The following is a 26109-nucleotide window of genomic DNA, read 5'->3' as shown; positions in this document are numbered from 1 at the left end:
TAGTAGTCATGAAACCTGAATAAATCAGTGTGTGGTATTGCAGGCATCTATTCGACACAGTCGCTCCCGGCAGCAGGTGTACTTGAACAGATGAACGATTGTATTAAATATCGTGGTCCAGACGAGTCTGGGTATTACCGTGAGGGCGCGGTCGGTTTTGCTCATCGCCGGCTCAGTATTGTCGGAATTGAGACAGGACAGCAGCCAATTTTTAACGAAAACCATACAATATGTGTTATTTTTAATGGCGAGATTTATAATTATAATCAATTGAGGGAAGATATTGAAACAAACCATACGTTTACAACAGAAACAGATACCGAGGTGCTTGTCCACCTGTATGAAGAGTACGGCTCCTCCTTTGTAGAACGGCTCAAAGGGATGTTTGCGTTCGCGTTATGGGATGTCGATGCACAACAATTATTACTTGCACGTGACCGAATGGGCATCAAGCCACTCTTACTTGCTGATGATGGGGAGACTATGAGCTTTGCCTCAGAACTCCAACCGCTTCTTAGTTCAACCGTTGACCACGGTGGGATCAGTGAGCAAGCGGTAGCCGAATACTTTGCCTTCGGTCAGATCCCAGCGCCACGTACGATTTTTTCCAATATTCAGAAACTCAATCCCGGTGAACTCGTCATTATCGATGAGGACGGTCGTTCTCACGAGCATTTTTATACTCCAAATATCTCAACACAATCGCCATCATTTGAGGAAGCTTCCACTGAACTTCGACAACAGATTGAAACTGCTGTTGAACGACGCTTAATGAGCGATGTCGAATTAGGCGCTTTTCTCAGTGGAGGCATTGACTCGAGTATCGTTGTTGGTACAATGTCAGATCTAATGGATGATCCGGTGAAAACATTCAGTGTTGGGTTTGAACAGTCACTGTTCGACGAATCGTGGGCTGCACAAGAAGTCGCCGAGTATCACGAAACTGACCACACCGAGTTCACAGTTACCTCAGATGAGGTTCGAGAGACGATTCCAGCAGTCGTTGATAAACTCGGAGAACCGTTTGCAGATCCTTCATTGATCCCGGCGTATGTTATCTCACGAGAGACAAGCCGCGATGTGAAGGTCGCATTGTCTGGCGACGGTGCAGACGAACTCTTTGCAGGCTACAGTAAGTATCGTGGAGAATACTATTCGAAGTACTATCGTAAAATACCTCAACAACTCCGAAATAAGATTGTTGCCCCAGTAATTAATCGATTAGAGGCGTCTCGGTCGGAACGGCGTGGTGAATTGATCCGAAAGGCACAGAAATTCCTTCGGGGTGGTGCAGAAGATACTGTAGATAGACACTTTGCATGGAACCGCACTCTCACAGACGGGTCTCTAACCCCATTGGAGGCAGATAATTCAGCCAGAGCTGGACGTGAGCGGCTACATGAAGCACATTCCAACCAATCGATAGCTGTTACTGCTGCCACTGATGACCTCTCACAAATGCTGGCAGTCGATACCCAGTTTGGTCTTCCAAACCAGATTTTACATAAAACTGATCTTGCAAGCATGTACAATTCACTTGAGGTGCGTGTTCCATTTCTTGATACGAATGTCGTTGAATATGCTCTCTCGTTGCCGACCGAATTCAAGATTACCCGGAATACACAAAAAAGAATCTTGAAACATGCGTTTGCGGATCGATTGCCCGAGGCGATTCTTCAGCGGAGCAAGCAAGGGTTCGATATGCCCATCGGAGAATGGTTCAAAGATGAGCTTGCTGATGAGTTTTGTGAGACTGTGCATAGATTGGATACTGATTTGTTAGATACACAGTCGATATTGAAAGCGCTTGAAGAACATCAGACAGGCAATTCTGATCACGAAAAATTCCTCTGGAGCGCATATGTTTTCGCTCGTTGGCATAACCGGATGATTGATTCTAAGATGCTTTCGCCTTCGTCGTAGACTATTTTCAAATTCGACACTGAGAGGCTTTACTCTGGCTCCACAGCTATGTACATTCGATACGGAGAGGGCTACGACAATGCAATCCTTTGCAATGCTGCTGTCGTTTCCTCAACCGTCTGTTTCCACTGAAACGCGCTATCTAAGAAACCAACCGTGGATCGATCCAAAACGCTAGATAGCCGATCACCAAATAAAGTACCGTCTCCAGATCCCACATACGCTACAGCCTCACCAAACGCCGATCGAACCTGCGGAAGATCCGAACTCACGACGGGAACGCCCGACGACAGTGCCTCCATGATCGTTCGTGGCACGCCCTCGGCGCGACTTGGCAATACCAACACATCGGCCGACCGATACACGCTGGGCATCTCTTCGTAGGGAACCTGCCCGAGAAACGTCACTCCCTCTCTAACACCCAACTCCGCTGCTCGATGTTCTAACGCCTCGCGTAGTGGCCCCTCTCCACAGAGATACAGTTCTGCATCTGGCTTTGACTCTGTGACCTTCGCAAACGCCTCAACCGCCAGTTGTGGTCGTTTCCCCTCAACGAACCGTCCAACAAATAATACGACTGGTCCATCAGCATCGATCGATTCACTCTCGGCACCATCGGTCGTGAACCGCTCGGTATCGATCCCATTCGAGACAACCGCAATCGGACTCCGAACACCGAGGTCACGCACGCGACATTTATCCTCTTCCGTATAACAAAAGATTTGATCGGCTTGATTGAATGTCCAGCGACCAACTGTCTGCAGATACAATTTAAAAACCCACTCCGGCGCATTTTGACTAAACAACCCGTGGTTTGTGATTGCCAATGGTGTGTGCCCTAGGTGTCGTTTCACTGCCGCTAAATTTGTTGCAAAATATAAATGTGAGTGTGCGTGGATTACATCAAAGTTATCCGCGTTCTGTAGATACTGTGCCAACCCGAGACTAATATGGTTTCCTAGTGGTGAACAGAATGAATCAAACCGAACCACAGTATACCCATCGCGTTCTTCAATGTGTGGCAATGAACTGTCTTGCCGGATCGTGAGTAACGTCACATCGTGACCCATTTTGGTTTGATCCCGACTCAGAGCATGGGTGTGGTAGGACGCACCACCTTTCACCTCAGGATATGTTTTCTGGGTTACCCGGAGAATGCGCATCTTTGTTCCCAATATTTGTCCAGATATAATGAAACTGCTGATAGAGAGACGAGCGTATATCCCCTCTCTCCCTTACGGGAGTAAGTCGCGTCATTGTTCGAGAGGGCTTTGCGGCTTGATTCAAGATGATTCACTCAACATGTATTTGCGGAACAAAAATATTGAGGCTGTCTAGCAGTGAGTGTGGCTACGGCCATTGATATATAAACTAGCCTTTTAAATAACAACATCACTGCAATCCAAAGCCAAGGACTAGAATCAGGATGAAAGCAAAAAAGCTCAGCAACAAAATAAAGTGCCGATCGCATCGTCCACTTCTTCTGACATCTTATCATTGCTCTGAGGTTGGCTCGGGCAAGCTAAATGGCCTAACTGAAACACCTGGGTTTGAGTGTGAGTTTTCGGTAGCAGACCTGAAAGGCGTGACCACCTCATAGGTATTAGTGCGAGTCTTTACCGCCGTGATTATCCGTGCCGTGATATGAGACGCTGAACCCGCGTCATTCGACACCGCCGGTGAAACTATTCGAACTAATCACTATCAGAGCATGTAATTACCGGCAGACCTATAATTCATGACTCGTCAATTCATAACTCGAACCGTTCCCTCATCATTTGCGTGCTTTTTATATCGAGGAAACCATAATAAATATGACTTTTCAAAGATTTCAGGTCATTTATGAATCGCTTCTGAGGTGGGACTCGAATCCCCACGGTGCTGCAGATCCGACTGAGTAAATATCGTCGTATCATTTGAATAATAAATTAGGTCTTATACGCGATGGTGTATTCATATAGATATTTAAACAGATTCATTCTAAGATTATCGAGTCGCGCAGGTAGCACTGGAGCTTTCTCCAGTAAACGATCACGAGAGTCGTGTGTGTGAACCTGATTACACAGCCGAGAGATTGTCAAATACTACTAGTTTAGTGTGCTCAGTCACTGTCTCAACAATACTTGACGCCGAAAGTTTTGATACACGGAGGAACCTTGTTTATGTATGGTCAAGGACGGGAACAAGATTCCCGATCTTTCAGTTGAGCGCGTCCGCGAGCAACTCGCGGACGAGCGTGATCCGAAAGCAATCAAGCGTCTTACTGCTGCACGCGAATATCTCGCTGGGCTATCTCCAGGTGGTATTGAGGAAAAATACGGGTGGCCTCGTCAGACAGTGTACAACTGGTTAGATCGCTTCGAAGAGCGCGACTTTGAAGACGCGCTCTATGACGACGAACGGTCAGGAAGACCACCTGAACTCTCTGACGAACAGTTCCACCAATTTGCTGAAACACTCAACCAATCACCCGAAGAGGCTGGATACGACGTGGCTGCTTGGTCGAGTATACTTGCTCAACAACACCTCATATCTGAGTTTGATGTTGCACATTCCCGGCGTCACGTTCAGCGACTAATGAGAGAGGCCGAGGTTTCCTGGAAGAAACCTCGGCCAGAACCAGCCTCAGCTGATGAGGAAGATCTTGAGCGGTACGACGACGAGCTCAAAAAAAGTCGGGAGACGGGATGAAGACAGGCTGGTCGTAACGATTGATCAGTTCAGGAAATCGGTTGGAGCTGATCTCAGATATGCGTGGTTTCCGATTGACGAGAGGCCGACAGTGAAGGTGTCGGCCTCTCGTGATGGAATCAATTTCTTGGGCGGTCTCACCGAGGACGGTGAGACACTGTTTTTGGAATGCGCTGGTTCGTTCACCAAGGAAACAACGGTTCGATTTCTCAAATCACTTCAGGCAAGATTCGGAGAGAAGCTGCTCGTGGTTCTCGACAAGGGTTCCTATTTCACAGCGAAGAAAGTCAAAGAATTTGCCGAGAAATCGAAGCTAGAGCTTCTATATCTCCCGACTGGGATGGCTAAGCTGAACCCAACCAAAGAGTGTTGGCGGCAACTCAGATCAGCTCTTGGTAATCAGTACTTTGGAGAAATTGACGAACTTCGAAGTGAGATCCGCTCAGCGATGAACGAGATTAATCCGCCCGGAGTGTATCAGTATCTCTGTCGGTGAGTAAAGGTGGCTTCTGATGAATCCCGCCAGCCAAAAGTATCCGCTTATTCTGAACTATCGACGTGTTGACTCCAGTCAGAATGCGTACTCATAGTTCCGCAACAGTTTCAATCGTCTGAATCCTCCCTTGAGCGACCGAGCACAACACTCACTGCATCAAGAATGACTATCCAGATTTGTCGTATCACAATCTTCATATCATAAATGAAAGACTGCTCGCGGACGTACTGGATGTCGTATCGGAGTTTTACCTGCGGTTCGTGACCGGTCGCGTCATTGATCTGTGCCAGCCCAGTCAATCCTGGCTTAATGAACCAGCGCTTACTCCAGTCTACTTCAGTAGTCTGAATTTCCATATCAATCTCCGGTCGCTCCGGTCGCGGCCCGACCACACTCATATCCCCTCGTAAGATCGACCATAACTGTGGAATTTCATCGAGGTGTGTCGCCCGAAGAAATCGACCAACCCGAGTCACCCGAGGATCAATCCCACCCGTATCCTCTTCGCTCAATTTGACACCTGTTTCGGCTTCTGCATCTGGAATCATGCTCCGAAATTTATATATCGGGAACGTCTCGCCAAATGTCGCGGTTCGGTCCTGTTGATATAGCACTGGTCCTAGACTGTCAAGCTTGATCGCCACTGCAATCACCACGATTACTGGCGTCAACACAAAGAGCCCGCTCGCTGCAAAGACCATATCGAAGACTCGCTTAAGTACGTATTCTTGGATATCCCATGGCTCAATCGCAACATCAACCAGTGGCCCCTCGGGTTCTGCTGTCGCAGTCAATACCGTATCTGCACACGCTTGATGCATCTTTACCCTAATCCCATGGTCATAACACCTATCAAGCGCTCCAAAGAACTCCGCTCGGTCGGTCTCTGCGAATGCTAGTACCACGGTGTCGATATCGTATTCAATCAGCGTCTCCTCCAGCCGTGATAACCCACCGAGTCGATCAATTCCAATCGCCTCATAGCCACCATCAGAGACGACCGATGTTTCTGATCCTCTCTTGCTAACCTCACTCCCACTACTGACTGCCAGTGTCGGTGTCGGACACAGATATCCCAACAGCGAGAGATTACTCTCTTGAGTAATACTCGCAATCTGCTCGAAGTCATCACCTACGATAATCGTTCGCTGGCTGTCTGTTTCAGGTCGCCGCAACCACACTAACCAGGTAGGCAGTATCACGAGCAGAATCGGTGTCGCAGCCACAAGCGTGAGCCGCGGGAGTTTATACGTATAATCGAAATATCCGATTGTCGCAAGTGCAAAGACGGCAGCGAACACGCGTTTATGCGCCGACATAACGATGTCAAGGATTCGTCGTGGTCGCGGCTTGTACAATGGGAGAAGCGCTCCAGTGACAGCCAGAACGGTCAATCCGACCTCAATCAGGTACTCCGATCCCCCAGGTGGATCCGGTGGCAATCGCGAGAGCACTGGCATCATTCCGAGCCATGACTGTACCGTCCCGCTATTCACAATAACCACCGCCGCTGCAGTGAGCAACGCAACCCCCACAGTGCTCGCAGCTCGATACTGCCATCCGGAATTCATCTATTCTTGTGTGTCAATCCAATAGAAGTAATAGTTTTGTTTCGCTCATCGGTAGGCATGGTCCGATAAAAGTGTAAGAACATACACTCGCCTGAAATTATCCTGAGTTTCTCTACGAATACCCTCTTGACACAGGTCTGAAAGAGTCCTCTTATACGATGATACACGACTCCACGGAGCTTGCTGATCATGAGTCCATTAGAAAGGTTCACCAACGCAACAAAGTGACTAATCTGATCTCGTGAAAAAAAGAGCAACCACACGAACATCACAATCAATAATAAAACACCGACCGTTCTCGACCGCGACCGACAATCATTAATCATCGGAACATACTATAATAAGCATAGGTGGGATGGCGGAGTGGACTAACGCGCCTGCCTTGAGAGCAGGTGGCCATATGGCCTCCTGGGTTCAAATCCCAGTCCCACCGCATGCGTTTCTTCTCGACGGTCTCTAATACACAATAGAGTATTATGTAGTCTTAATCGACAATACTGTTCATTAGTCTCAAAGCACTACCCACATCCTCACAAACACCAGCACAAATCTACAGAAAAAAGTTGGATTATCACCAGATCATGACATCAAAAATACCGAATATTCGATACTAAACTGTCTCTAGTATTTAATTTCGAATACAGCTAATCAGCATCCGCAGCGACTGGTGTATCGCGATTGAGTTTGTCTCGACGGCTTTCATTGAGCGCATCACAGACACCACCCTGTCCAGTCATATTCGTCTGTGCAAGCCTTCCTCGTCGATGGACGAGCTCAAAGTTCTCAACCGAGACCGGTTCGCCCTCAGGTGTGCGAAACAGCGTGTCATTCTCTGAGGTAATATATTCGACTGTTCGCGCCTTTCGGAGATACCGATCAAGCGGACGCGCTGGAACAGTCACTGCAAATGATTCCGATTCAAGATAGACAGCCGCAAATGCATGCTTAGAGCGGCGATCATCACCAGTGTGAATATCGATATCTGCTGGCGTTAATCCACAGATCTGTGCCGGTGTGATATCAGCCTCAAGCAGTGATTCGACTGCTTCATACTGGCGTGAGAGACGCGCCTTATTATCAAGCGTTGCGCGGACAGAGGCGACCTCACCATCGGCGTCTGGGAATGATGCATCGAATGATTGTCGAGCATTCACGCCCTTATTGATTTCATGTTGATACATACGCTCACGGAGTCGGATGACTGCCCGATTCATGCCAGCAATTGATTTAGCGTGAATGGCATCGGTTAGCTTCAGTGTCCGAGTTCACTGTCGGATCCAGTGTGACATCAGAATTCTCCTTGACCGTGTCTACCTCAAACGCGCGAGTCGTGTTTGAGTCGGCAAAAATCGTATTCTTGTCTCTATTCAGTCACCAACCTGCGAAATATTCTGGTTGAAAACCATTGTATGACACGCTCTCCACATCCAGAGTGAATATAGGATATCGGTTCTGACCGTTTCATTCTTCTGAACATCACCCTTGCCAGCGGGAAAACTTCTTATCTAGGAACCACCTAAATTAAACCAAGACTAACAATGACCTTCCACGAACAACTCCGCTTATTAGAAGAGCGGTATGACGTAACCGAGAGCGAATATGCCCGGGAGCTTGGGCGCACTGTCGCGAATCTTCAAGACTAACGCGTTATTCTGTCTCTTCAAGGAACGAGACGAACTCCGCTTTTCTGATACCTTCGGTACTGGTGAGTTCGTCGTGTCCAGCACGTGTGGCGGATTCGACGAGGAAGTCCGTACAGAGTTCGGTATGCACATCGCCATAGTGCGCGTACGCTTCTGAACGGGTGAAATTGAGGTCGTACTCCGTAAGAACAATCTCGATACCATTCTTCCGTGCGACGGTATCACACCCCCAATCAGAAAGTAACGAGAACGCAGTCGTGTTCCGTCTCACCGTGAGAAGTCGCTTCGATTCGGTAATGTATCCGTTGACCCACGCCTTCCAGTCGTACGCTTCGGTTGCAAAGTCAGGAAATGAAAATCCGGTTTCGATGCTCTCCAGATACCACTGAGCAATACCGATTGAAGTTCGATGATTCGCGTTGGGTAGCGCATATTTCAGAATCAGCGTGGACATAAGTTGCCCTGCGACATCGACAGCGGTACCGTTCCAATCAACGTGTTCGATGGCGTCGGGAATCCGCTCTAATTCGATCTGCTTGTAAATTTCGAGCTTCGCTTCCTCTTCCAACTGCTTTTCATCGACGATCTCCTCGAATATCTGAAGCAACCGCACCGTAATTGTCCGGTCCTGCGGTGACATCTCATCGAGGACATCTTCGAACTCGTCGTCGAGGTCCTCAACCGTACCGCTCGCTCCGTGATTCGTATATAGTACAAAGAACTCCTCATCGAAATCATAGCGCTCAATAATCGCATCTTGCCCGGATATCGTTATTTCATCTCTATCTTGAGTGACATACGCGAGAGAATATTGAGTATCCTCGGGATGATGATAGTAGACGCGGGCAGTCATCTTATTGACATAGGGGACTGACCGAATTAAAACACACTACGTCCACGTCGTTCCGGCCTTGACAGCAAGCGACAGCTTATATATCGGATCTAAATATCTGCAGTATCCCGTCTTCCTGCGGCGTTCCACAAAGAACTCATTATCGACGAAATTACCGATCCTGGGTCATCATCAAATGATTCAATACCCTCCAACGGATCTGCAATTCTTCTTTCACTTCTCTGGCGTGGTGTTCGTCCCGCGGCAGAGCTTGTTGATGTTGTCGTGTGAGACGTTCGCGGTGTTGAGCAGGTCGATGAACACGTCCTCGACGCCGATGTCGCTGACCTCCTAGATGATGCTGTAAATCTCCCAGACGACCTCCCCCGTGGACCATGATCTCACGCGCTGAACCTTCTCGTGGTGGTTGTCGTCTCTCCTAATCTATGATGGGTCGTATTTGTTCCTCAGAAAACGTATATCTCTATGACTATTTGACACTCAGATATACTTACTCACTGTTTATGTGTCTATCTATTATATTTCATGTCACCAATTCATACACTCTGATTGATCCTATTACATATCCGGTATACCCAATCAACATTCCCTCTATATTGACTCATCTATCGCGGTATAGAGCCGATAAAGAACGTGCAGAGATATCGCTGATGTACATATAGCCCAATCATTCCGTAACGGCTTTGTCATAGAGTGCAAACGCGAGTATATGGAGTGGCCACATGATCCCGATGGAGAGCAGGGCTCAGAAGGGCGTCGAAAGTATGGGCATGCCGTGATTGCAAAGAAAGTAAACGAAGATGAGGATTTCCCGCTTGATTGCGACGCATTCGTCAGCGAATACGGCAATCACCCAGTTCGTATTGATAATGAGACCGTTATTTCGGTTGCTGACGTGTTCGAACACGTTGAAGAAGCAGAGTTCGTGGACTTTATCGAATTTCATCAAGCACTTGGACGTGCGATGCGCCAGGGTGACCTTTGGTCGTATGAGGGTGCAGAGGAATTTGTTGGGACCGAAAGCGAGGCTTGAGATCGTCTGCTTCTCTAAATCTATCTTTGCCGGTCGTCACTGTGCTGATCTCACAGCTCAGAGTCATCCCGTATAGACGTAATTGATGGATACCGTCGTGTGCGATGAATAATCAAATCGATTGCTCAGCGGAATCCCAACAGAGTCACCAAAGACACTTGTGCTGTGTATTTCCCAGTAATTGGTTGAATTGTAATTGGTGAATCACCACAGATCGAGTCATGTGTGACGTCCGTGAGCACCGACGTTTGTGACTTCACCTCACCCGAGAGCATCTGCCTTATTACGCTTGAACATATAGGCTTCGAGAGACAGAGACGTTGGGAAGACACCACACTTCTCGGGACTCACTTACCCGGCATTCATGCATATGTATTACCTGACCCGCTGTACCCTGTCTCAAAAAGAGGAAAATTCGGATGACGATGGTGAGCAACGAGTATTATACTCTCACAGACTACACATGAGTACACACAGCAGTTTTCCTGAGTTATTTTGACGTGTATGCTTAGAGATCCGACACAGACACAGCAGTTTTCCCGAGTTATTTCGACGAGTATATCCATGTATCTGACACAGACACAGCGGTTTTCCTGAGTTATTTCGACGAGCATATCCATGTATCTGACACAGACACAGCGGTTTTCCTGAGTTATTTCGACGAGTATATCTGTGTACCTGGCAAAGACACAGCGGTTTTCCTGAGTTATTTCAACGAGTGTGCCCAAGGATCTAACATAGACACAGCAGTTTTGCTAGCTTACCCCACGTGTGCTGACTTGTTTCCACTCAAGCCCATTTGCTTCAATTGCCTCCTTGATTTTCGAGGGATCAATATCATCGCTAAACTCGTGTTCGTTCCACTGTCCGCCAGCAGCACATGCGTTACGGTCAATCGTATTCACAATTCTCGTTTGCCTGTCGTACCTGTTCCTTTTGAATTCTGCTTTGTGAGAGGTGACTACGATCAGTCAGTCAAAAGTGTATACCAACTGATAGAACTCAACAAAACTTGTGTGAGAGATATCTCTATAAATTGCTTCAATCTGAACCATCTTCCAAGCAGCACATATAATCGAACTGAAATAAGCTCGATACTCTGTCGAAGTTTTCAGGCTGGATGCGAAGCGTGTATGCAGCACGTCACGAGCCGAGAATTGAGACTCTTTGATTCGGTCAATGTAGACAGTGAACTCGACTCTGCACGTTTATAAACTACCCTCAGAATGGAGAAAGAGGTGGTCAATGTCTTCCATCAGTCCATCGAGATCGCGGTCTGGTTGATCGCGCACCCAGGAAAACATGTTGTAGATCGTCTCCTTGAGACCGTGTTCGAGTTGTGATCGGAGCGACGAGGCTTTCGAGACAAGTCGCTCCGAGGCGCTCGATTCCGGACCAAGCCGAAGAAGGCTGTAGGCCAGCATCTGAAGGTGCCAGTGACGACTGGCACCGTCAGAATCACGAACCTCGCAGTCTCCTAAGCCAAGATCCTCTTTCGAGTCCTCGAAGAATGTCTCTACTCGCCATCTGTACGAATAGCTCCGAATAATGTGTGCCGAAGGCGCGTCAATCTTGCTCGTCGCAAGATACTTTACTGGATTCTCTTTGTCCTCATCGGTAACCTTCTCTGTGATTACCAGCCGAACTTCACCTAATTTCGAGACAGGGACTGTCTTAGTCCAAATTTTGTACGTTTCACCGTCAACTTCTCGCTCTTCCTTGTCGATGCACTCTTCGAGCGCATCGACGCGTCTCTCTTTGTTCGCGTAGGTCACCTGTCGGTTGCCCCGTAGTGGTCCAATCCAGTCCTTGCCGTGTGATTCGACGTGTTCGATCAGACCGGAGTCATGAGCAAACCATGCATCGAAGAGGTAGGTGCCCGCAGGCACACCTACCTCTTCTTCTAATTCCGTGATTATCTCTCGTGCGAGGTCGTATTTTGTCTCCTGTTCGTCTTCCTCGTCCTCGTCGTCGACCTTCTCGTACTGGCGAAAAGCAAGTGGATAGGACGTTTTATCATCGGTATAGAACGCGTAGACGAGGTTCTGTCCCCAAACAGGCTCACCCTCAGAGTGATCGTAGAACTCTCCAGCACCGGGAAGGGACTTCCCGGTTCGCTGGATGACTGAATCGTCAATAACGATATAGCCGTTTTGTGACCAGCGTGTCTCTCCGTGTTTTTGCAGTTCCTCTAACCGCTCGTGATTGAGCTGATCCTCATCCCAATCGTATTCGGTGATGAACTTGTTGAGTGCTCGGTCACTTCCGGCAGGAAGGACCTCTCGTGCAATTCCGGTTACAGTCTTGCTGCGGCCCGCAGCAAGACCTGTCACGTACGTTTTGGCGTGAGTCGTTTGATGATATGATAGCGAGTCGAATTCATCCAGCACGTCGGTGCACGAGAGGAAATCCGTAATCGGCAGCATCAAGTTTCAATGCTGCCTACATCACGCCCCTATTTAAACGTGCAGAGCCGAGCAGTGAAGTGACCATTCCATTTATCTAAATGTAAGCGCGTATTTTAATCTAATATAGATGTCTCAGCAGGAGACCCGCATTGTGCGGGACATACTCGACGAACCGCACATTAATGGGCGACGTATTCCAGTTCTGACTATCGCCGAGAGAGTCGAAGGTCGTGGACTCAAACCACAAACCGTCGCGGACCGGCACGATCTTACTGTCTCGGAGGTGTACGCTGCGTTGTTATACTACCACGACCATCCCCGAGAGTTCGAGAAGCTCCGGCGGGAACGGGAGCAAATCATGGCTGACGTAGAGGACGAGATAACCCGACCCGAGGGCATCATTCCGGGCTTCACCCCACCGAGAGAGGAGTAGATGCAGTGGGCATTTTTTATTGACGCAAACCTCGAACCGCGCACTGCTGAAATTCTTCGAGAAGAGAACTACCGGGCCGAATACTCTGATTATGTACTTCATGAGGATGCTGACGATTATAATGATATACTTCCCTATGTTCAGCGGGAAGAACTGATGATTGTGACTGCGGATATCAAGAACTTCGCACCACTTGCCAGCTCCCGGCATGAAGGGCTTCTGCTACTGAATAACCAGCGAGCTTCAGCGTACGCGGTTGCGAATGCCATTCTCAACATCATTGATGCTTACAAGTCCCCGAGTAATATGTCTGGGAAAGTCGAAAACCTTGATCCGTGGATTCAGGAATGAGTCAGTAATCCCAATAAATATGTAGGCATACTGAGCAACTGGCTCAATATCTCGTCAAAAAGAAGTCGTCATACTACACGAAATCTCTATGTTTAGGATACTCATAGAAACTTGTCATTTTCGAGAAATTTCAATAGGTCCACCCGAATCAGTCTGCTTGAGTGTCTATTCTAACACATGTATTGTCCTTTAGCTTGGCTTCTGCCCCTTGCATAGATACTCTTCTAACCAGACCCTGACACGAATTGATGTATCAGTTCAATATCAGCACGCAGATGGCTTGCACCGATAGTGGAATATATCCTGATCTGACAATTCTTCTCTCTCAATATAGCACTATCTCATGACTCATCGATATCAAATTACATACTCCACGATTGATATTCAGCATTGAGTGCTTGAACGTATCATTACTGGCTATCCGACGTGTTCCATATTTAGCGGAGACTACGATATATGAATCTCATTAAAAGATTCGTATACATATTCACAACACGTCTACATAATGATCCGTTGATACATACTGACAACGGGCACTTTTATATTCACGACTGACAATTCACGAGATATGGCACGAGATATTGAACGTCGAGCATTCTTGAAACGCGCTGGAGCAGCCGGAGTATTGGGAACTGTTGGTCTCTCAGGTTGTGTCGGCGGCGGAGGAGAAGGCGGTGAAGGTGAGAGTGGTGGCTCTGACTCAACAGAAACTGAGAGTGGTGGATCCACTGGAATGTCTTCCGGATCAAGCGGTCCAGAGGGCGTCGTCGTGATTGGCTATCCAGAAAGTGGAATTCAACTCTTCCGTGATTATTACAGCCAATCTGATGGGAGTGAAGAAATTCTCGTTCCGGACGGGCTTCGTGATGGTGCAATGCCCGGACAGGTTGGTAATGAGATGGCAAACGTCACAGGAACAGCTCCTGCTGCAGGCGGTCCAAGCCAGGAAGCGTTTAATTCACTCTTCCAAGATGAGTACGGCGAAAGTCCCGGTGTCTTCACCTCACAGTCATATGACTCAGTCGCAATTCAGATCCTTGCGAATGCCGCCGCAGGCGAGAACGACGGAACGGCGGTTCGTGACCAGATGCGACGTATCGCGAATCCCGAAGGCACAACGGTCACTCCTGACAACCTCATCGAGGGTGTTGAAGCCGCTGCAAATGGCGAGGACGTGAATTATCAGGGTGCCTCCTCGGCGACAAACTTTGATGAGAACGGCGACCCAGCGTCCGCAGCGTACGCCATCTGGGAGTTTGCAGACGGAGCAACCTCTCAGGTTAATGTGCAGAACTTCGAGGGCGCAAATCCAGAAGGGTCTGGTCCTGCAGCCGATAGCGGACCTGGTGGCACCGACCGTGAGGTATCTGTTGGGATTCTCCTTCCAGAGACAGGCGATCTTGCGTCAGTCGGACAGCCGATGATTCAGGCTGCACAACTCCCAGCAATGCAGGTCAATGAGGCGAATCCTGCAGGCATCTCAGTCAATGCACAAACTGAGGATACACAGACATCTCCGAGTGCTGGTGTCTCCGCTGGTGAATCACTCATCAGCGCTGGTGTCCCGAGTGTCTGTGGGACGGCCTCCTCCGGTGTGAACGTTCCAACCTCACAGCAGGTATTTATTCCAAATGAGGTCGTCGGATGTTCACCATCCTCGACAGCATTGTCTGTTTCAAATCTTGATGATGATGACTATATCTTCCGGACGGCACCGTCTGACTTCCTGCAGGGTCGTGTCATGGCACAGGTGATGTCTGAGCGACTTGAGGTAAGTTCTGTTTCAACACTGTTCGTGAACAACGACTACGGACAGCAGCTTTCAGATCGCTTTACAAGCGTCTTCACCGAGGAATACGATGGTGAGGTCGTCGAGACTGTTGGATTCAATAAGGGCGCGTCGTCGTACTCCTCAGCAATCGAAACGGCTCTTTCCGGAAACTAACGACACTTCTGTTCTCGCGTCGATTTCGCGTTGATCCAGATTTTTGTTTTATTACAATCCAATCAGGCTATTGCTTGGCACTTAGCGCCAATCGTATCTGTATTACCCACTCAGTCACACAGATCTTCGAGTTATATGGGTCAAAATGAGATATTATCATAGTAGTCGTCTCCGCAATTATCCTCCAAAGAAACGTTAGATGACTAAGCAAAGTGATTATCGACTATCCAATCAACTGACTACAGTATAACGATAACATTCAGCTAGCTTTGGAGTACAAGCGGCTCATACCAATCACGATTTTCATAATACCACTCGACGAATTCGTTGACACCTTCTCGAATCGTATGCGTCGGTTCATATCCCAAGACATCTCGTGCCTTTTCAACAGCGGCATGGGTGTGTTCGGCATCGGCATCATGGCGCTCGGAAAACGTGATTTCTTGTTCCGGCGCTAATTGATCGCGAATTTCTTCGGCGAGCGTGAGGATATCGATATTGTCAGTACTTCCGATATTGACCGCTTCGCCATCGGCAGCACTCTCGGTTAGTAATGTGACATTCGCCTCAACAATATCATCAATAAAGGTAAAATCGCGCGTTTGTGTTCCATCGCCATAGACGACTGGTGGTTGCTCATTGAGACACCGTGAGACAAAATTCGAAATCGCCATATTTGGACGCATTCGGGGTCCATAGACGGTAAAGTAACGCAGCGCAACTGCCGGTAAATCATATACCTCGCTGTATGCGCAGGCGTATCGTTCGGCTGCTAACTTCGATGCACCGTACGGGCTTACCGGCGTTGTTGGATGTGATTCATCATATGGGAGATACTCAGGTCTGCCATACACTGATGAGGATGATGCAAGGACGACCCGTTCAGTCTCCGTATCGCGGGCGGCATCAAGTATGTTTAATGTCCCCTCGACGTTGATCTCATCGTATTTCCGTGGATCCGCGACGCTTTGCCGAACGCCAGCCTGTGCGGCTTGATGATACACATACTCAGCGTCAGAAACCAGCTCCGTAACGATATCAACATCTCGAACATCGCCCTCAATAAATCGATATGACCCTGAATCGTCATCAGCACATGTTCGACAGACCTCGATTGTCTGTTGTTTAATTCGGGTATCATAGAACGGCTCAAGATTATCAAGCACAGTGACGTCATGCCCGTCGGCGATGAATCGCTCTGCGAGGTGTCCCCCAATAAATCCAGCACCGCCAGTAACGAGTATTTGCATTAGTATTCATGAGACAATCATTATTGAAAGACCTACTGTATCTACGTCACTCGGTCGAGGTGTTGCCGTCTACCACCGACCCAGTATCGGGAGTCGCCTCGATATCACCCTGTAAAGACTCACCCTGCAGACGGCTTTCAGCACGATCACGGTCCTCAGGATACCCGACATCAACACGCCAGCCATTCATCCGAATTGCATCGATTGTCCGCCCTGATTGCAGTAATAAATCAATCGCGTCACTGATTTCATACTCGCCACGACCAGATGGTTGTACCAGATGACATGCATGAAAGATGGCTGGGGTAAATGTATAGAATCCGGTCATCACGAGGTTTGATGGGGGCTCATCAGGTTTTTCAACGACCTCGACGATCTCGCCATACTTGTTTGTATCACAAACGCCGTATCGACTAGCCTCTTCCCACGGAACCTCCTCAACAAGAAAAGCAGCGTCGGCGCGATCCTCATGCTGACGATTGATCACATCATGCAGATTCGCCTCAAAGATATTATCACCAAGCATCAACATGAAGTCATCATCGATATGCTCTTCGACAGTCAATAGCGCATGTGCAAGACCGGTTTGTTCACGCTGGTGAGCATACGTTATTGGGACATCTTCAAATTCATCGCCATAGTGTTCAATAATAGCTTCTTTTCGATACCCGACAACGACATATAGTTCATCCGCGCCAAGGTCAATCAGCCGTTCAAAACAATGCGTGAGGATTGGCTTGTCTGCGACAGTAACCATTCCCTTTGGCTTATCCTCTGTCAACGGGCGGAGCCGGGTCCCTTCGCCGGCGGCCAGTACAACTGCTTGCATACCATGTAGATGATAATAAGTTAATAAAAAACCGTCGTGTTATCTCATACGTGCGATGCGCTCATCAATCGAAACGACCTCTGGATATTGATCATTGATTCTCATGATGAGCTGATGTGAGTTGCATACATACATACTCAAATCAATGTTATCTCACAACCATTCTAAATATCATCTACGAACCAGATCTTCAGCATCCTCAACATCCCCAGGCGTATTCACGTTGATCCGTTTACCCACCTGGACGGTCCCCACGTCATATCCCGCATGGACTAATAATCCGACAGCCTCGCTCAGTTGATACTCGCCCTCTGCGGATGGCTGGAGTAACTCACACGCCATGAAGATCTCCTCAGGTAACAGATAACAGCCGGTTGTGACAAGCGTCGATGATGGGTCAGCGGGCTTTTCAACGATACTGCTGACATTTCCCGTCTGATCGGTTTGAATAACACCTGTTGTCTGCGCAACTGCGGGTGATACTTTCTCGACACCGAGGACGGCATCGAAGCGCTCAGATGCATCAACGATCGGACGCACACTCCCAGTAAATACATTATCGCCATTTACCAATAAGAAATCTCCATCAATCTGTGATTCAGCCTGTAATACGGCATGTCCAAGCCCTAACTGTTCACGCTGATGGATATATGTAATCGGGACACCATCGAATACGTCGCCGAATCGATCAATAATTTGTGCTGCCTCATACCCAATAATGACAATGAGTTCGTCTGCACCCGCCTCAATAGCGGTATTCAATACATACGCAAGAAGCGACTGTCCACCAATATCGACGAGACCCTTTGGCTGATTATCAGTCAGTTCCCCGAGTCGTGTCCCTTGTCCTGCCGCTGGAACAACCGCATGCATGACTGAGGATTGAATCGGAATCCTCCTGAATCCACCGACACGCTGATTAGTATTTATCTCGCTCTTGTCTCACCCGGGACCCATGACATAGATCGTGGAGCGTTATCATAATCATATTATATCGAATTCTCTGCTAACTCCTGCACAGCGTGCGTGTATCTATCCAAGTAGATCTCTGGTGCTTGTCAGAACATGCTCACGTAACGTTCCCGATTTCGATTGCGGAAAATGCTGTGCTTGAGTGATCGCATAGACGACAAATCCGCTATCCTAAACCGACTGCTTTTGCTCACAGGTAAGCATCGATATGATATGGATGCAAATCATGATTCACTCGCAAATCCGTATGGAATGGACACTGAATGTGAGAACTGTCCAGGGCTTTGTGAGACTCGCGAGAATGTTCTTCACGGATATGGTGATGTTGGTGGTGACTTTCTCTTTGTTGCTGAGCGACCACATGCCGGTGCCGATCAGACAGGTGTCCCCTTCACCGGCGATGATGCCGGTCGTCATCTACAAACGATTCTCGGAGAACTTGGGTTTGCACGAACACCCCCCGATGCGGATGAACCAGATATTCAAAATGCGTTTCTTACGTATGTGACGCGCTGTCGACATCCAGACCGTACTGCGACCGATGAGGAGATCCGCGCTTGTGAGCCATATTTAAACGCTGAAATCCGGATGATTAATCCAGAGATCATTATTCCAATCGGTGAAACAACACTTCGTGAACTCGCAATCGATTATACGACACGACGACCAGACTCATTCGATATTGTTGAGGAGCATGCAACGACAATTCGTGGTCGTGGATTCGAACTTGTGCCGATGATATCACTAACCAAGCAAACTGATGCGCATGCTGATGCATTCGTGACTCATCTCAAAGAGAATATCTTCACACGGGACTACCGACAGACGAAGGGACGACGAAGTCGATGAAGTATAATTTGAGTTAGACTTTATCCTCAAATAAATAAGTAGAACATAGTACAATAATCAGAGCACTGGAATAAAGCGGCTTGACTGCGGAGACCACGTATGACAGTTGTTTGTATCCTCGCCGACCCTCCGCGCCCCGGAGTCGTGTTTGAGACGCTCGCCGAGACGAGTCCACTCTCAGAGTCCGAAACAGCCGAATTATATGACGCTATTTTACGTGACATGCTCATTGCTGTTGATCGCTCTGGCGGTGATTTACTGGTAAATTATCGTTCGGATGATGCACTTCCCGAGAAATATGTCGACACCAATGAGTCGGCTGCAACAACAGTCGGAACAATCGTCAGCGAGACACTTGATGACCCCTCAGTAGCGCGAGTTGAGGTCCAAGTCGGCTCAACATTCGCCGGTCGTGTCGGCAACACGGTGACACACCTTCTTCGTGATGAGGATGCACAATCAGTCGCTGTCATTGAACCCACGACGCCCTTTCTCCTCCGGTCAACAATCGACACTGCTGCGATGCAGTTACGTTCGAACGAGGTTGTCCTCGGACCGTCTGCTGGCGGTCGTGTATATTATGCTGGATTTACCGAGGCGATTGATTTTACTGATGCGTTTGAGACGCCGGCGATTGAGACACTTACCGATTGCGCGAGTGCAGCATCATGTGATGTTGCATTTCTCGACTCACAACCAACAATCAAACATGATTCCGATCTTGCAACTGTCATTGCGAATATCCGCGCTCGCTGGCGTGCTGAACGAGTCGTTCCGAAGCACACTGCAGAATTTATCATCGATACTGGACTGTATGCGACAAGTGAAGATGGTCTCCCACGAATCGTGCGTAACTGAGACTGTAATATAACAGAGTAACCATGCGAGTGTCACTTCCGTTGTGTCGGTAGTACTAGCTATCACACTGAACATATCATAAACGATTCACATACTTTGTTGACTAATCCGTGGATCGCTCAGTAAAGAAGTTCACACACCAGAATCAGTCTATACTTGCTCCACTTCTGTCAGAAACGCCTTGCAAGATACAGAGGTTCAAATCAGCAACCGATAACCGTCGATCTTCACCCGACTTAGATAGGACAGCTGGTCAGTAGCCCTGCCTACTGACTGTCTCAATTTCTATAAACTGTAGCGAATTATGATGATTATCCTGCTGAACGTCAAGGTGGAAGGACCAAAATAGTCATTTTTCAGCCGCTCGTCCCATCTCAACGCCGATCCCTGCCGCGGCGTAACCGACGCCTAACACTAATAGTCGGAGTGCAAAGGCTTGGTCATTAGTCAAAGAGAGCCCATCATGTACGCCAAACAGTCCCGAACCCAACACTGGCACGACCAACAGCACCGCCCAGGTAGTGACGATACTGCCGCCTCTGTCGCGCCAGATGTCCCACTGGCGTGCCATTAGCCATCCGATGAGGGCGTACGTGACCGCTAACGAACCGAGCACACCGAGATCTCGAAAACCAATGAGTATGAAGATCACAACCGGAAGACCTCCTAGTACGAGACCGACTTTTGGGTCAAATCGGTTTGTCATTGTTTTACTCATGACAACTCTCAGCTGAATTCTAAAGAAACGGTTGGAAATAGTCACAATATGTGATCATACTCACCGCCACGCACAATTGCCAGTACGCGGCGTGCTACATTCGCGCTCGCAGTCTTACACACACGTTCTGTGTCAGGAAACGTAGTTTATGTTCTACCTCTTACCGAGTTATCACACAAATTGGCAACGGACCCCTCAATATCGTCTCGAAGAGTCCAATGATTTATTTGTGAGACGTGCGTCTCACAGAGCATGAGCACTGATGCTGACGACACCTCCGAGACCGAACGGATGGAAAAAATCGATGTTCGGGTTCCCTCGACGGTGCTTGATGCCATCGAGTCCGAATATCCGCGTCGAGGCTACTCCTCTCGTTCGGAGGCTGTCCGCGATGCTCTCCGTAACTGGCTGAATCCCTCACCCGAGTTATCAGAGGAGATCTTGGCTGACCTCTTGGAGAGTCGCAAGCAGCGTGAGGCCGGTGAGACGGTGTCAGCCGCTGAAGCCCGAGAACGTCTCGGGCTGGATGACAGTGACGAATGACGAGCGTCGAATACACCGAACAGGCTCTCGAACACCTCAGAGATCTTGAAGACCACGTCGCCGATCGTGTATTGAACAAAGTCGACGAGGCAACCGACTGGACCGACCATCGGTTAGAACGCCTCTCAGGGTATCCATACTATAAGCTTCGCGCTGGCGACTACCGAGCCATCATCACCTGGGATCAGGAAGCCGATCGATTGATTGTTGAAGCAGTCGGTCACCGTCGGAATGTCTACGATCGCCATCTCCCACCCTGACCAGTGGACCCGGGCCCTGCATCTTGCACGAGACATTCTGATAGAATCTTCAGTAGCCGATACGCAGGCTCGTCCTGACAATTAATTTATTAAATCCTGATGAAATCAAGCCTGTGTAAATAGTTCTATGATATCCTCATTACACCAATAAAACCGTGTAAATCAGGTTTTTATACTCTTATTCTCATCGCAGATTATCCACCAAGGAAGTCCTGTCGAACCTGCTCATCATTCAGTAACACGTCACCGTCATCCATATAGCGATTTTCCCCATTGGCGAGCACATAGCCACGATCACATCGCTGAAGCGCCTCTTTGGCGTTTTGTTCAACCATCAGGACAGCAGTCCCATCGCGATTGATTCCGTCGATTCGGTCAAACATATCGTCAACAAGATCAGGTGCTAATCCTGCTGATGGTTCATCTAATAGGAGTAATTCGGGTTCGAGCATGAGCGCGCGACCCATTGCCAGCATTTGTTGTTGCCCGCCGGACATTGTCCCTGCCTTCTGATCTTGACGTTCTCTGAGTATCGGAAAGCGATTAAACACAGCCTCAAGTGCATCGTCTGGAACCGAATCAAGGATATATGCGCCCATCTCGAGATTTTCACGTACACTTAATGTCGAGAATACATTCTCATTTTGTGGCACATAGCCGATTCCTTCTCGAATAATCTCCTCAGGCCGACGACCAGTAATATCGGCATTATCAAACGTGACCGTACCACCCATATGCGCTGTTAATCCAAAAACAGACTTCATGACGGTTGATTTCCCAGCACCGTTTGGTCCAACAATGGTGACATACTCACTAGAACCGACATCCATGTCCACATCAGTAAGAATCTGAAGATCACCGTATCCAGCATCAAGACTACGCACAGAGAGTAACGACTCTTCGGCACGGTCGGGACGAGATGCCTGTGAGACTGATTTGTTATCTGGTGACCCGCTCTCACTTTCAGTATCAGTCTCACCGTCGCTCTTAGTCCGAGTTGATGCTCCGATTGATGATTCACTCGTACTCGTCATACTGTCCCTCCAAGATACGCCTCAATGACGTCTTCATCACCGCGCACTTCATCCGGACTCCCCTCAGTCAGAACGCGACCCTGGTGTAACACAATAACGTGCTCACAGTTCTCCATAATGAGGTCCATATCATGTTCGACAAGCAGGAATGTGTAGCCCTGCTCGCGAAGTTCATGGATGTGTTCAAGTAAACGACGTTCAAGTGATGGATTCACACCGGCGAATGGCTCATCAAGCAGTAACATATCAGGGTCAGTGAGGAGCGCACGAGCCAACTCAAGCAGTTTTCGCTGTCCACCCGAGAGATTTCCGGCATACTCATCAGCAATATGATCAATTTCAAAGAACTCAATTACATCCCAAACACGGTCGAGAAGTTCTGTCTCCTGCTCGGCAACGTCGCTTCGAAATCCGGGGACGACTGATCGCCACAGCGCTTCCCCACGCTGACGCTTGGGAGCAAGCATCATATTCTCAAGTACGGTCATTTCCTCAAGTTCGCGTGCAATCTGGAAGGTTCGAACAAGCCCTCGATTGGCAACGTCATGTGGTGTTGCACCGGTAATATCCTCATCATTAAATCGGACCGTCCCAGAGTCGGGTGTGAGTGTTCCCGTGATGAGATTGAATGTCGTCGATTTCCCAGCACCATTTGGACCAATCAATCCGGTTAGTGTGCCAGCCTCAACCTCAAATGAGGCGTTATCGACAGCCGTGATTCCGCCAAATGATTTCTGGAGATTTTCAACGACAAGTGGATGCGTTGTCGCTGTGTCAATATCGGTGCCATCCGTACCGATACTGAGATCACTACTGAGAGATTGCTCACTTTGTGATCCACTCCCGACGTCACTCATTTGAATTGATACCCCCATTATTGCTATCGGTTGTCGAATTACTCCCACCATCAGGGGCGATATCCTCAGTTGCGTCAGGGTCTGGGTCGGTATCAGCGTCGGCAGTTGTTGATCTGCTTTCGCTTGCAACTGTCTGTGCGATTGGTGCGCTCAGTGTGATTGGTGAGGCGGTTTCTGTTCGATGACCGAGAAGTCCCTCTGGGCGATTATGCATGAGCCAAATAAGAACGACACCCATGAATACCAATTGAAGTTGTCTGATGTTATCAATCGTGTAGAATAGTAGTGGAGTAATATCGAGATTTGAAATCAATGGTGCAATTGCAGGACCAAAGCTCGACGGTGAACTGGCACTCGGCAATACTGTATCGAGAAGATTCTTGAGATATCGTGGACCCTGATATAATAGCGCCGCGAAGATTGCACCACCAAGCACACTTCCGGTATTTGATCCCGCACCCCCAATAATCAGCGCAATCCAAACAAAGAATGTAATGCGTGGACGGAAGGTATTCGGAGTGACAGCCCCGCTTCGCATGAACCAAAGGATTCCAGCAAGACCCATCAACGCGCATCCAAGCATGAACGCCTTTATTTTGAATCCGTTTGTGTCCTTGCCGAGCGAACTTGCTGCTTCTTCATCTTCCCGAATTGCCTTTAGAACTCGACCGAACGGCGACTCACCAGTTCGTTTCAATAACCAGAAATACAGCCCGACAAACGAAAGCAACACAACACCATACACGAGTCCATCAACGACCGGTTTGGGATTATTCGGAATGATAATTCCAACTGTCTCAACAAGTCCGAGATATGCATCCCAGAGCCCAAAGAAACTGAAGAATGACTCGAGTGGGTCAGTGTAATCAAGAATAAGCCCTGAACCACCACCAAAGCCAACACGACGACCAGCAAGATTGAATTGTTGAAATTGTCCAGAAAGAAATGAAAATCGAACAATCTCAGACATTGCAATCGTCACAATCGCGAGATAATCTGCCCGAAGTCTGAGTGCAGGAAGCGCAATCAGGAGCCCAAGAAGACTCGCAGCGATCATGCCGGCAATAATTCCAATGATGACTGGAAGTCCAAGCCCGCCGACCTGTGAGGCGCCACCAGCCTGATACACTGGTTTTGAAACCAGCGCCATCACATAGATTCCGACAGCCATGAATCCAACAATCCCGATATTGAATAATCCAGTGTATCCCCAGTGTAGATTCAATGCAAGCGCAAGCATCGCAAACACGCCAATATAGAAGGTCAAAACTGCGATTGTGTTTAATTGCCCACGGAGTGAGTACCCAAGCCCGATGCCAATAAGCACATATGCGAGGTATGTTGCTGCAAGTGTGGCAATAATAATACCGGCATCACCACCTGGGACTCGTCGAGTCAGACTATCAGGGAGTGTTGTTGTACTCATGCGGTTGACCTCCCGGAGAAAATACCAGATGGTTTCACAAGAAGAATCACAATCATCATAATAAACGCAGTTGCACGGGCGAATGTTGATGGAATCCAAATCACCGAGACAGATGCCGTCAGTCCGATTACTAATCCACCAGTGATTGCACCGTAGATTGAGCCGATCCCACCGAGAATAACGGCTGCGAAGATCAACAGAAGAAGCAACCATCCGTCATTGAATCCAAGTGTTCCCTTCCAGAGAATAAACATATATCCTGCAATCCCAGTTAGTCCCCCACCAATAACCCAGACTGACCGAACGACCTGCTCTGTTGGAATCCCTGTTACACGAGCGAGATCCTCATTATCAGACATCGCTCGCATTGCCTTTCCAAGTTTAGTTCGTTGCAAGAGCAAATGAACGCCAAGCATCAATGCACCACCAATAATTATGAGTGCGGCATCGTGGGTGTTCACGCGAACAACGCCATCAATGAAATACAGTGATAGAGATGCCGGTTGACTTGTCGTTCCACGAACGCTCGGACCGAATACAAACTGCATCAAATATCGAAGAGCGAATGCGACTCCAACACTCGTGATGAGGAGTGCAATACCACTTTCATCCCGGATTGGTTTGTATGCAATCTTATCGACTGCAAGCGTTAATCCGACTGCCGCAATTCCAGCAACAATAATACCTGCAATAATCGCGAACGGCGTTCCAATAACATTGATTCCAAGCGTTCCGCCGAAAACCGATCCGCCAGCACCAACTAATAATAATGCTCCGACATCCGCTCGACCGAGTCCAGCAATGAGATATGTTGTTGCCCATCCAGAAAACGCTCCAGCGGTAATATAATCGCCATGTGCGAAATTGGCGAAGTTCAAAATACTATATGTCATCGAAAGCCCGATTCCGGCAAGTCCAATCACAAGACCACGCATTAATCCATCCCATATGAGCGAGCCAACACTGCTGAATGTTATCTGCCCCGATGTGAGTTGCCCCGCAAGATCAAACAATAAGATGAATCCAACAATTGCGAGGAGAATGGACCCGGGTCGGGTGACCGCAAACCGTCGACCACGTGTGTATGTCTCGGCGATACCCATTGATAATTGTCCTCAAGATAATTCCGGACGCGAAACGGTCATAAGTCTTTCTTCCGAGGGGTT

24 protein-coding genes and 1 tRNA gene are annotated in these 26109 nt (G+C 48.4%); 11 read left to right on the top strand and 14 right to left on the bottom strand.

Annotated features, from left to right (window positions below; translation table 11 throughout):
- The first annotated feature begins 27 nt into the window (after positions 1 to 27).
- Positions 28 to 1923, top strand: coding sequence for an asparagine synthase (glutamine-hydrolyzing) (gene asnB / locus HQRW_RS10805; RefSeq protein ID WP_014556612.1), 1896 nt, complete (start codon positions 28 to 30; stop codon positions 1921 to 1923).
- A 71-nt stretch (positions 1924 to 1994) separates the two neighbouring features.
- Here asnB and HQRW_RS10800 read toward each other — a convergent pair whose 3' ends face one another.
- On the bottom strand, positions 1995 to 3086 hold the full coding sequence (locus HQRW_RS10800; protein WP_014556611.1) for a glycosyltransferase family 4 protein: 1092 nt from the start codon (positions 3084 to 3086) through the stop codon (positions 1995 to 1997).
- Between the two features lie 1003 nt (positions 3087 to 4089).
- Between HQRW_RS10800 and HQRW_RS15310 the strand changes: the two genes are divergently transcribed.
- A protein-coding gene (locus HQRW_RS15310) for an IS630 family transposase (RefSeq protein WP_149031554.1) occupies positions 4090 to 5110 on the top strand; the annotation gives its coding sequence in 2 pieces (ribosomal slippage) (positions 4090 to 4590 and positions 4592 to 5110; 1020 coding nt in all).
- Between the two features lie 107 nt (positions 5111 to 5217).
- On the opposite strand, the gene HQRW_RS10785 is transcribed toward HQRW_RS15310, so the two are convergent.
- Positions 5218 to 6681 (bottom strand): sugar transferase, encoded by a 1464-nt coding sequence (locus tag HQRW_RS10785; protein WP_014556608.1) that lies wholly within the window; start codon positions 6679 to 6681, stop codon positions 5218 to 5220.
- A gap of 349 nt (positions 6682 to 7030) precedes the next feature.
- Here HQRW_RS10785 and HQRW_RS10775 point away from each other — a divergent pair.
- Positions 7031 to 7114: transfer RNA gene (locus tag HQRW_RS10775), tRNA-Ser, on the top strand.
- A gap of 211 nt (positions 7115 to 7325) precedes the next feature.
- Here the strand turns inward: HQRW_RS10775 and HQRW_RS10770 are convergent.
- A complete protein-coding gene (locus tag HQRW_RS10770; RefSeq protein WP_231852314.1) occupies positions 7326 to 7862 on the bottom strand; it encodes a hypothetical protein in 537 nt (178 codons plus the stop codon).
- Positions 7863 to 8328: 466 nt separating this feature from the next.
- Entirely contained in the window at positions 8329 to 9177 is an 849-nt protein-coding gene (locus HQRW_RS10765) for a hypothetical protein (protein ID WP_014556607.1), read from the bottom strand.
- Positions 9178 to 9886: 709 nt separating this feature from the next.
- On the opposite strand from HQRW_RS10765, the gene HQRW_RS10760 reads away from it, so the two are divergent.
- Positions 9887 to 10210 carry a DUF5785 family protein gene (locus HQRW_RS10760; RefSeq protein WP_014556606.1) on the top strand — a complete coding sequence of 108 codons (324 nt, stop codon included), beginning with the start codon at positions 9887 to 9889 and terminating at the stop codon, positions 10208 to 10210.
- 755 nt (positions 10211 to 10965) lie between these two features.
- On the opposite strand, the gene HQRW_RS15900 is transcribed toward HQRW_RS10760, so the two are convergent.
- Together HQRW_RS15900 and HQRW_RS10755 are read right to left on the bottom strand one after the other, a co-directional pair.
- A complete protein-coding gene (locus tag HQRW_RS15900; RefSeq protein WP_158307757.1) occupies positions 10966 to 11115 on the bottom strand; it encodes a hypothetical protein in 150 nt (49 codons plus the stop codon).
- A 303-nt stretch (positions 11116 to 11418) separates the two neighbouring features.
- On the bottom strand, positions 11419 to 12636 hold the full coding sequence (locus tag HQRW_RS10755) for an IS701-like element ISHwa4 family transposase (RefSeq protein ID WP_014555765.1): 1218 nt from the start codon (positions 12634 to 12636) through the stop codon (positions 11419 to 11421).
- 133 nt (positions 12637 to 12769) lie between these two features.
- Here HQRW_RS10755 and HQRW_RS10750 point away from each other — a divergent pair, with 133 nt between their 5' ends.
- The 3 genes from HQRW_RS10750 to HQRW_RS10740 all read left to right on the top strand — a co-directional run bounded on the left by HQRW_RS10750 (position 12770) and on the right by HQRW_RS10740 (position 15347).
- Positions 12770 to 13051: a DUF433 domain-containing protein gene (locus tag HQRW_RS10750; RefSeq protein WP_394324562.1), complete on the top strand. Its 282-nt coding sequence runs from the start codon at positions 12770 to 12772 to the stop codon at positions 13049 to 13051.
- Positions 13052 to 13402: a DUF5615 family PIN-like protein gene (locus HQRW_RS10745; protein ID WP_014556604.1), complete on the top strand. Its 351-nt coding sequence runs from the start codon at positions 13052 to 13054 to the stop codon at positions 13400 to 13402.
- A 568-nt stretch (positions 13403 to 13970) separates the two neighbouring features.
- Positions 13971 to 15347 carry an ABC transporter substrate-binding protein gene (locus HQRW_RS10740; protein ID WP_014556603.1) on the top strand — a complete coding sequence of 459 codons (1377 nt, stop codon included), beginning with the start codon at positions 13971 to 13973 and terminating at the stop codon, positions 15345 to 15347.
- Positions 15348 to 15610: 263 nt separating this feature from the next.
- On the opposite strand, the gene HQRW_RS10735 is transcribed toward HQRW_RS10740, so the two are convergent.
- From HQRW_RS10735 to HQRW_RS10725, 3 genes are all read right to left on the bottom strand, one after another.
- Positions 15611 to 16597, bottom strand: a complete 987-nt coding sequence (locus HQRW_RS10735) for an SDR family oxidoreductase (protein WP_014556602.1) — start codon at positions 16595 to 16597, stop codon at positions 15611 to 15613.
- Between the two features lie 46 nt (positions 16598 to 16643).
- A complete protein-coding gene (aglF, locus tag HQRW_RS10730; RefSeq protein WP_014556601.1) occupies positions 16644 to 17426 on the bottom strand; it encodes a UTP--glucose-1-phosphate uridylyltransferase AglF in 783 nt (260 codons plus the stop codon).
- 171 nt (positions 17427 to 17597) lie between these two features.
- Positions 17598 to 18299 carry a nucleotidyltransferase family protein gene (locus HQRW_RS10725; protein WP_014556600.1) on the bottom strand — a complete coding sequence of 234 codons (702 nt, stop codon included), beginning with the start codon at positions 18297 to 18299 and terminating at the stop codon, positions 17598 to 17600.
- A 312-nt stretch (positions 18300 to 18611) separates the two neighbouring features.
- Here HQRW_RS10725 and HQRW_RS10720 point away from each other — a divergent pair, with 312 nt between their 5' ends.
- On the top strand, positions 18612 to 19247 hold the full coding sequence (locus HQRW_RS10720) for a uracil-DNA glycosylase (protein WP_014556599.1): 636 nt from the start codon (positions 18612 to 18614) through the stop codon (positions 19245 to 19247).
- A 99-nt stretch (positions 19248 to 19346) separates the two neighbouring features.
- Complete coding sequence (locus HQRW_RS10715) at positions 19347 to 20105, top strand: hypothetical protein (protein WP_014556598.1); 759 nt, start codon at positions 19347 to 19349, stop codon at positions 20103 to 20105.
- A 349-nt stretch (positions 20106 to 20454) separates the two neighbouring features.
- Here the strand turns inward: HQRW_RS10715 and HQRW_RS10710 are convergent, their stop codons facing one another.
- Entirely contained in the window at positions 20455 to 20823 is a 369-nt protein-coding gene (locus HQRW_RS10710) for a hypothetical protein (protein ID WP_149031553.1), read from the bottom strand.
- A 252-nt stretch (positions 20824 to 21075) separates the two neighbouring features.
- Here HQRW_RS10710 and HQRW_RS10705 point away from each other — a divergent pair, with 252 nt between their 5' ends.
- Positions 21076 to 21366: a ribbon-helix-helix domain-containing protein gene (locus HQRW_RS10705; protein WP_014556596.1), complete on the top strand. Its 291-nt coding sequence runs from the start codon at positions 21076 to 21078 to the stop codon at positions 21364 to 21366.
- Entirely contained in the window at positions 21363 to 21626 is a 264-nt protein-coding gene (locus HQRW_RS10700) for a type II toxin-antitoxin system RelE family toxin (protein ID WP_014556595.1), read from the top strand. Before HQRW_RS10705 ends, HQRW_RS10700 begins: the two co-directional genes overlap by 4 nt.
- 194 nt (positions 21627 to 21820) lie before the next feature.
- Here the strand turns inward: HQRW_RS10700 and HQRW_RS10695 are convergent, their stop codons facing one another.
- The 4 genes from HQRW_RS10695 to HQRW_RS10680 are packed head-to-tail and all read right to left on the bottom strand — an operon-like array spanning position 21821 to position 26046.
- A complete protein-coding gene (locus HQRW_RS10695) occupies positions 21821 to 22660 on the bottom strand; it encodes an ABC transporter ATP-binding protein (protein ID WP_014556594.1) in 840 nt (279 codons plus the stop codon).
- Complete coding sequence (locus HQRW_RS10690; protein ID WP_014556593.1) at positions 22657 to 23517, bottom strand: ABC transporter ATP-binding protein; 861 nt, start codon at positions 23515 to 23517, stop codon at positions 22657 to 22659. The genes HQRW_RS10695 and HQRW_RS10690 overlap by 4 nt, the downstream gene beginning before the upstream one ends.
- Positions 23510 to 24943, bottom strand: coding sequence for a branched-chain amino acid ABC transporter permease (locus HQRW_RS10685; protein ID WP_014556592.1), 1434 nt, complete (start codon positions 24941 to 24943; stop codon positions 23510 to 23512). The genes HQRW_RS10690 and HQRW_RS10685 overlap by 8 nt, the downstream gene beginning before the upstream one ends.
- Positions 24940 to 26046 (bottom strand): branched-chain amino acid ABC transporter permease, encoded by a 1107-nt coding sequence (locus HQRW_RS10680; RefSeq protein WP_014556591.1) that lies wholly within the window; start codon positions 26044 to 26046, stop codon positions 24940 to 24942. The genes HQRW_RS10685 and HQRW_RS10680 overlap by 4 nt, the downstream gene beginning before the upstream one ends.
- Positions 26047 to 26109 lie beyond the last annotated feature (63 nt).

The sequence above is a fragment of the Haloquadratum walsbyi C23 genome (genome assembly GCF_000237865.1).
Lineage (GTDB): Archaea > Halobacteriota > Halobacteria > Halobacteriales > Haloferacaceae > Haloquadratum > Haloquadratum walsbyi.
This window is presented reverse-complemented; position numbering and strand designations above follow the sequence as displayed.

Excerpts from the sequence above, each read along its gene's own strand:
- HQRW_RS10680 (WP_014556591.1), bottom strand. The coding sequence starts at position 26,046 with ATGGGTATCGCCGAGACATACACACGTGGTCGACGGTTTGCGGTCACC.
- HQRW_RS10710 (WP_149031553.1), bottom strand. The coding sequence starts at position 20,823 with ATGAGTAAAACAATGACAAACCGATTTGACCCAAAAGTCGGTCTCGTA.
- HQRW_RS10755 (WP_014555765.1), bottom strand. The coding sequence starts at position 12,636 with ATGCTGCCGATTACGGATTTCCTCTCGTGCACCGACGTGCTGGATGAA.
- aglF (WP_014556601.1), bottom strand. The coding sequence starts at position 17,426 with ATGCAAGCAGTTGTACTGGCCGCCGGCGAAGGGACCCGGCTCCGCCCG.
- HQRW_RS10740 (WP_014556603.1), top strand. The coding sequence starts at position 13,971 with ATGGCACGAGATATTGAACGTCGAGCATTCTTGAAACGCGCTGGAGCA.
- HQRW_RS10685 (WP_014556592.1), bottom strand. The coding sequence starts at position 24,943 with ATGAGTACAACAACACTCCCTGATAGTCTGACTCGACGAGTCCCAGGT.
- HQRW_RS10725 (WP_014556600.1), bottom strand. The coding sequence starts at position 18,299 with ATGCATGCGGTTGTTCCAGCGGCAGGACAAGGGACACGACTCGGGGAA.
- HQRW_RS10700 (WP_014556595.1), top strand. The coding sequence starts at position 21,363 with ATGACGAGCGTCGAATACACCGAACAGGCTCTCGAACACCTCAGAGAT.
- HQRW_RS10760 (WP_014556606.1), top strand. The coding sequence starts at position 9,887 with ATGGAGTGGCCACATGATCCCGATGGAGAGCAGGGCTCAGAAGGGCGT.
- HQRW_RS10715 (WP_014556598.1), top strand. The coding sequence starts at position 19,347 with ATGACAGTTGTTTGTATCCTCGCCGACCCTCCGCGCCCCGGAGTCGTG.
- HQRW_RS10745 (WP_014556604.1), top strand. The coding sequence starts at position 13,052 with ATGCAGTGGGCATTTTTTATTGACGCAAACCTCGAACCGCGCACTGCT.
- HQRW_RS10720 (WP_014556599.1), top strand. The coding sequence starts at position 18,612 with ATGGATGCAAATCATGATTCACTCGCAAATCCGTATGGAATGGACACT.
- HQRW_RS10800 (WP_014556611.1), bottom strand. The coding sequence starts at position 3,086 with ATGCGCATTCTCCGGGTAACCCAGAAAACATATCCTGAGGTGAAAGGT.
- HQRW_RS10695 (WP_014556594.1), bottom strand. The coding sequence starts at position 22,660 with ATGACGAGTACGAGTGAATCATCAATCGGAGCATCAACTCGGACTAAG.
- HQRW_RS10735 (WP_014556602.1), bottom strand. The coding sequence starts at position 16,597 with ATGCAAATACTCGTTACTGGCGGTGCTGGATTTATTGGGGGACACCTC.
- HQRW_RS10785 (WP_014556608.1), bottom strand. The coding sequence starts at position 6,681 with ATGAATTCCGGATGGCAGTATCGAGCTGCGAGCACTGTGGGGGTTGCG.
- HQRW_RS10765 (WP_014556607.1), bottom strand. The coding sequence starts at position 9,177 with ATGACTGCCCGCGTCTACTATCATCATCCCGAGGATACTCAATATTCT.
- HQRW_RS10705 (WP_014556596.1), top strand. The coding sequence starts at position 21,076 with ATGAGCACTGATGCTGACGACACCTCCGAGACCGAACGGATGGAAAAA.
- HQRW_RS10770 (WP_231852314.1), bottom strand. The coding sequence starts at position 7,862 with ATGTATCAACATGAAATCAATAAGGGCGTGAATGCTCGACAATCATTC.
- HQRW_RS10690 (WP_014556593.1), bottom strand. The coding sequence starts at position 23,517 with ATGAGTGACGTCGGGAGTGGATCACAAAGTGAGCAATCTCTCAGTAGT.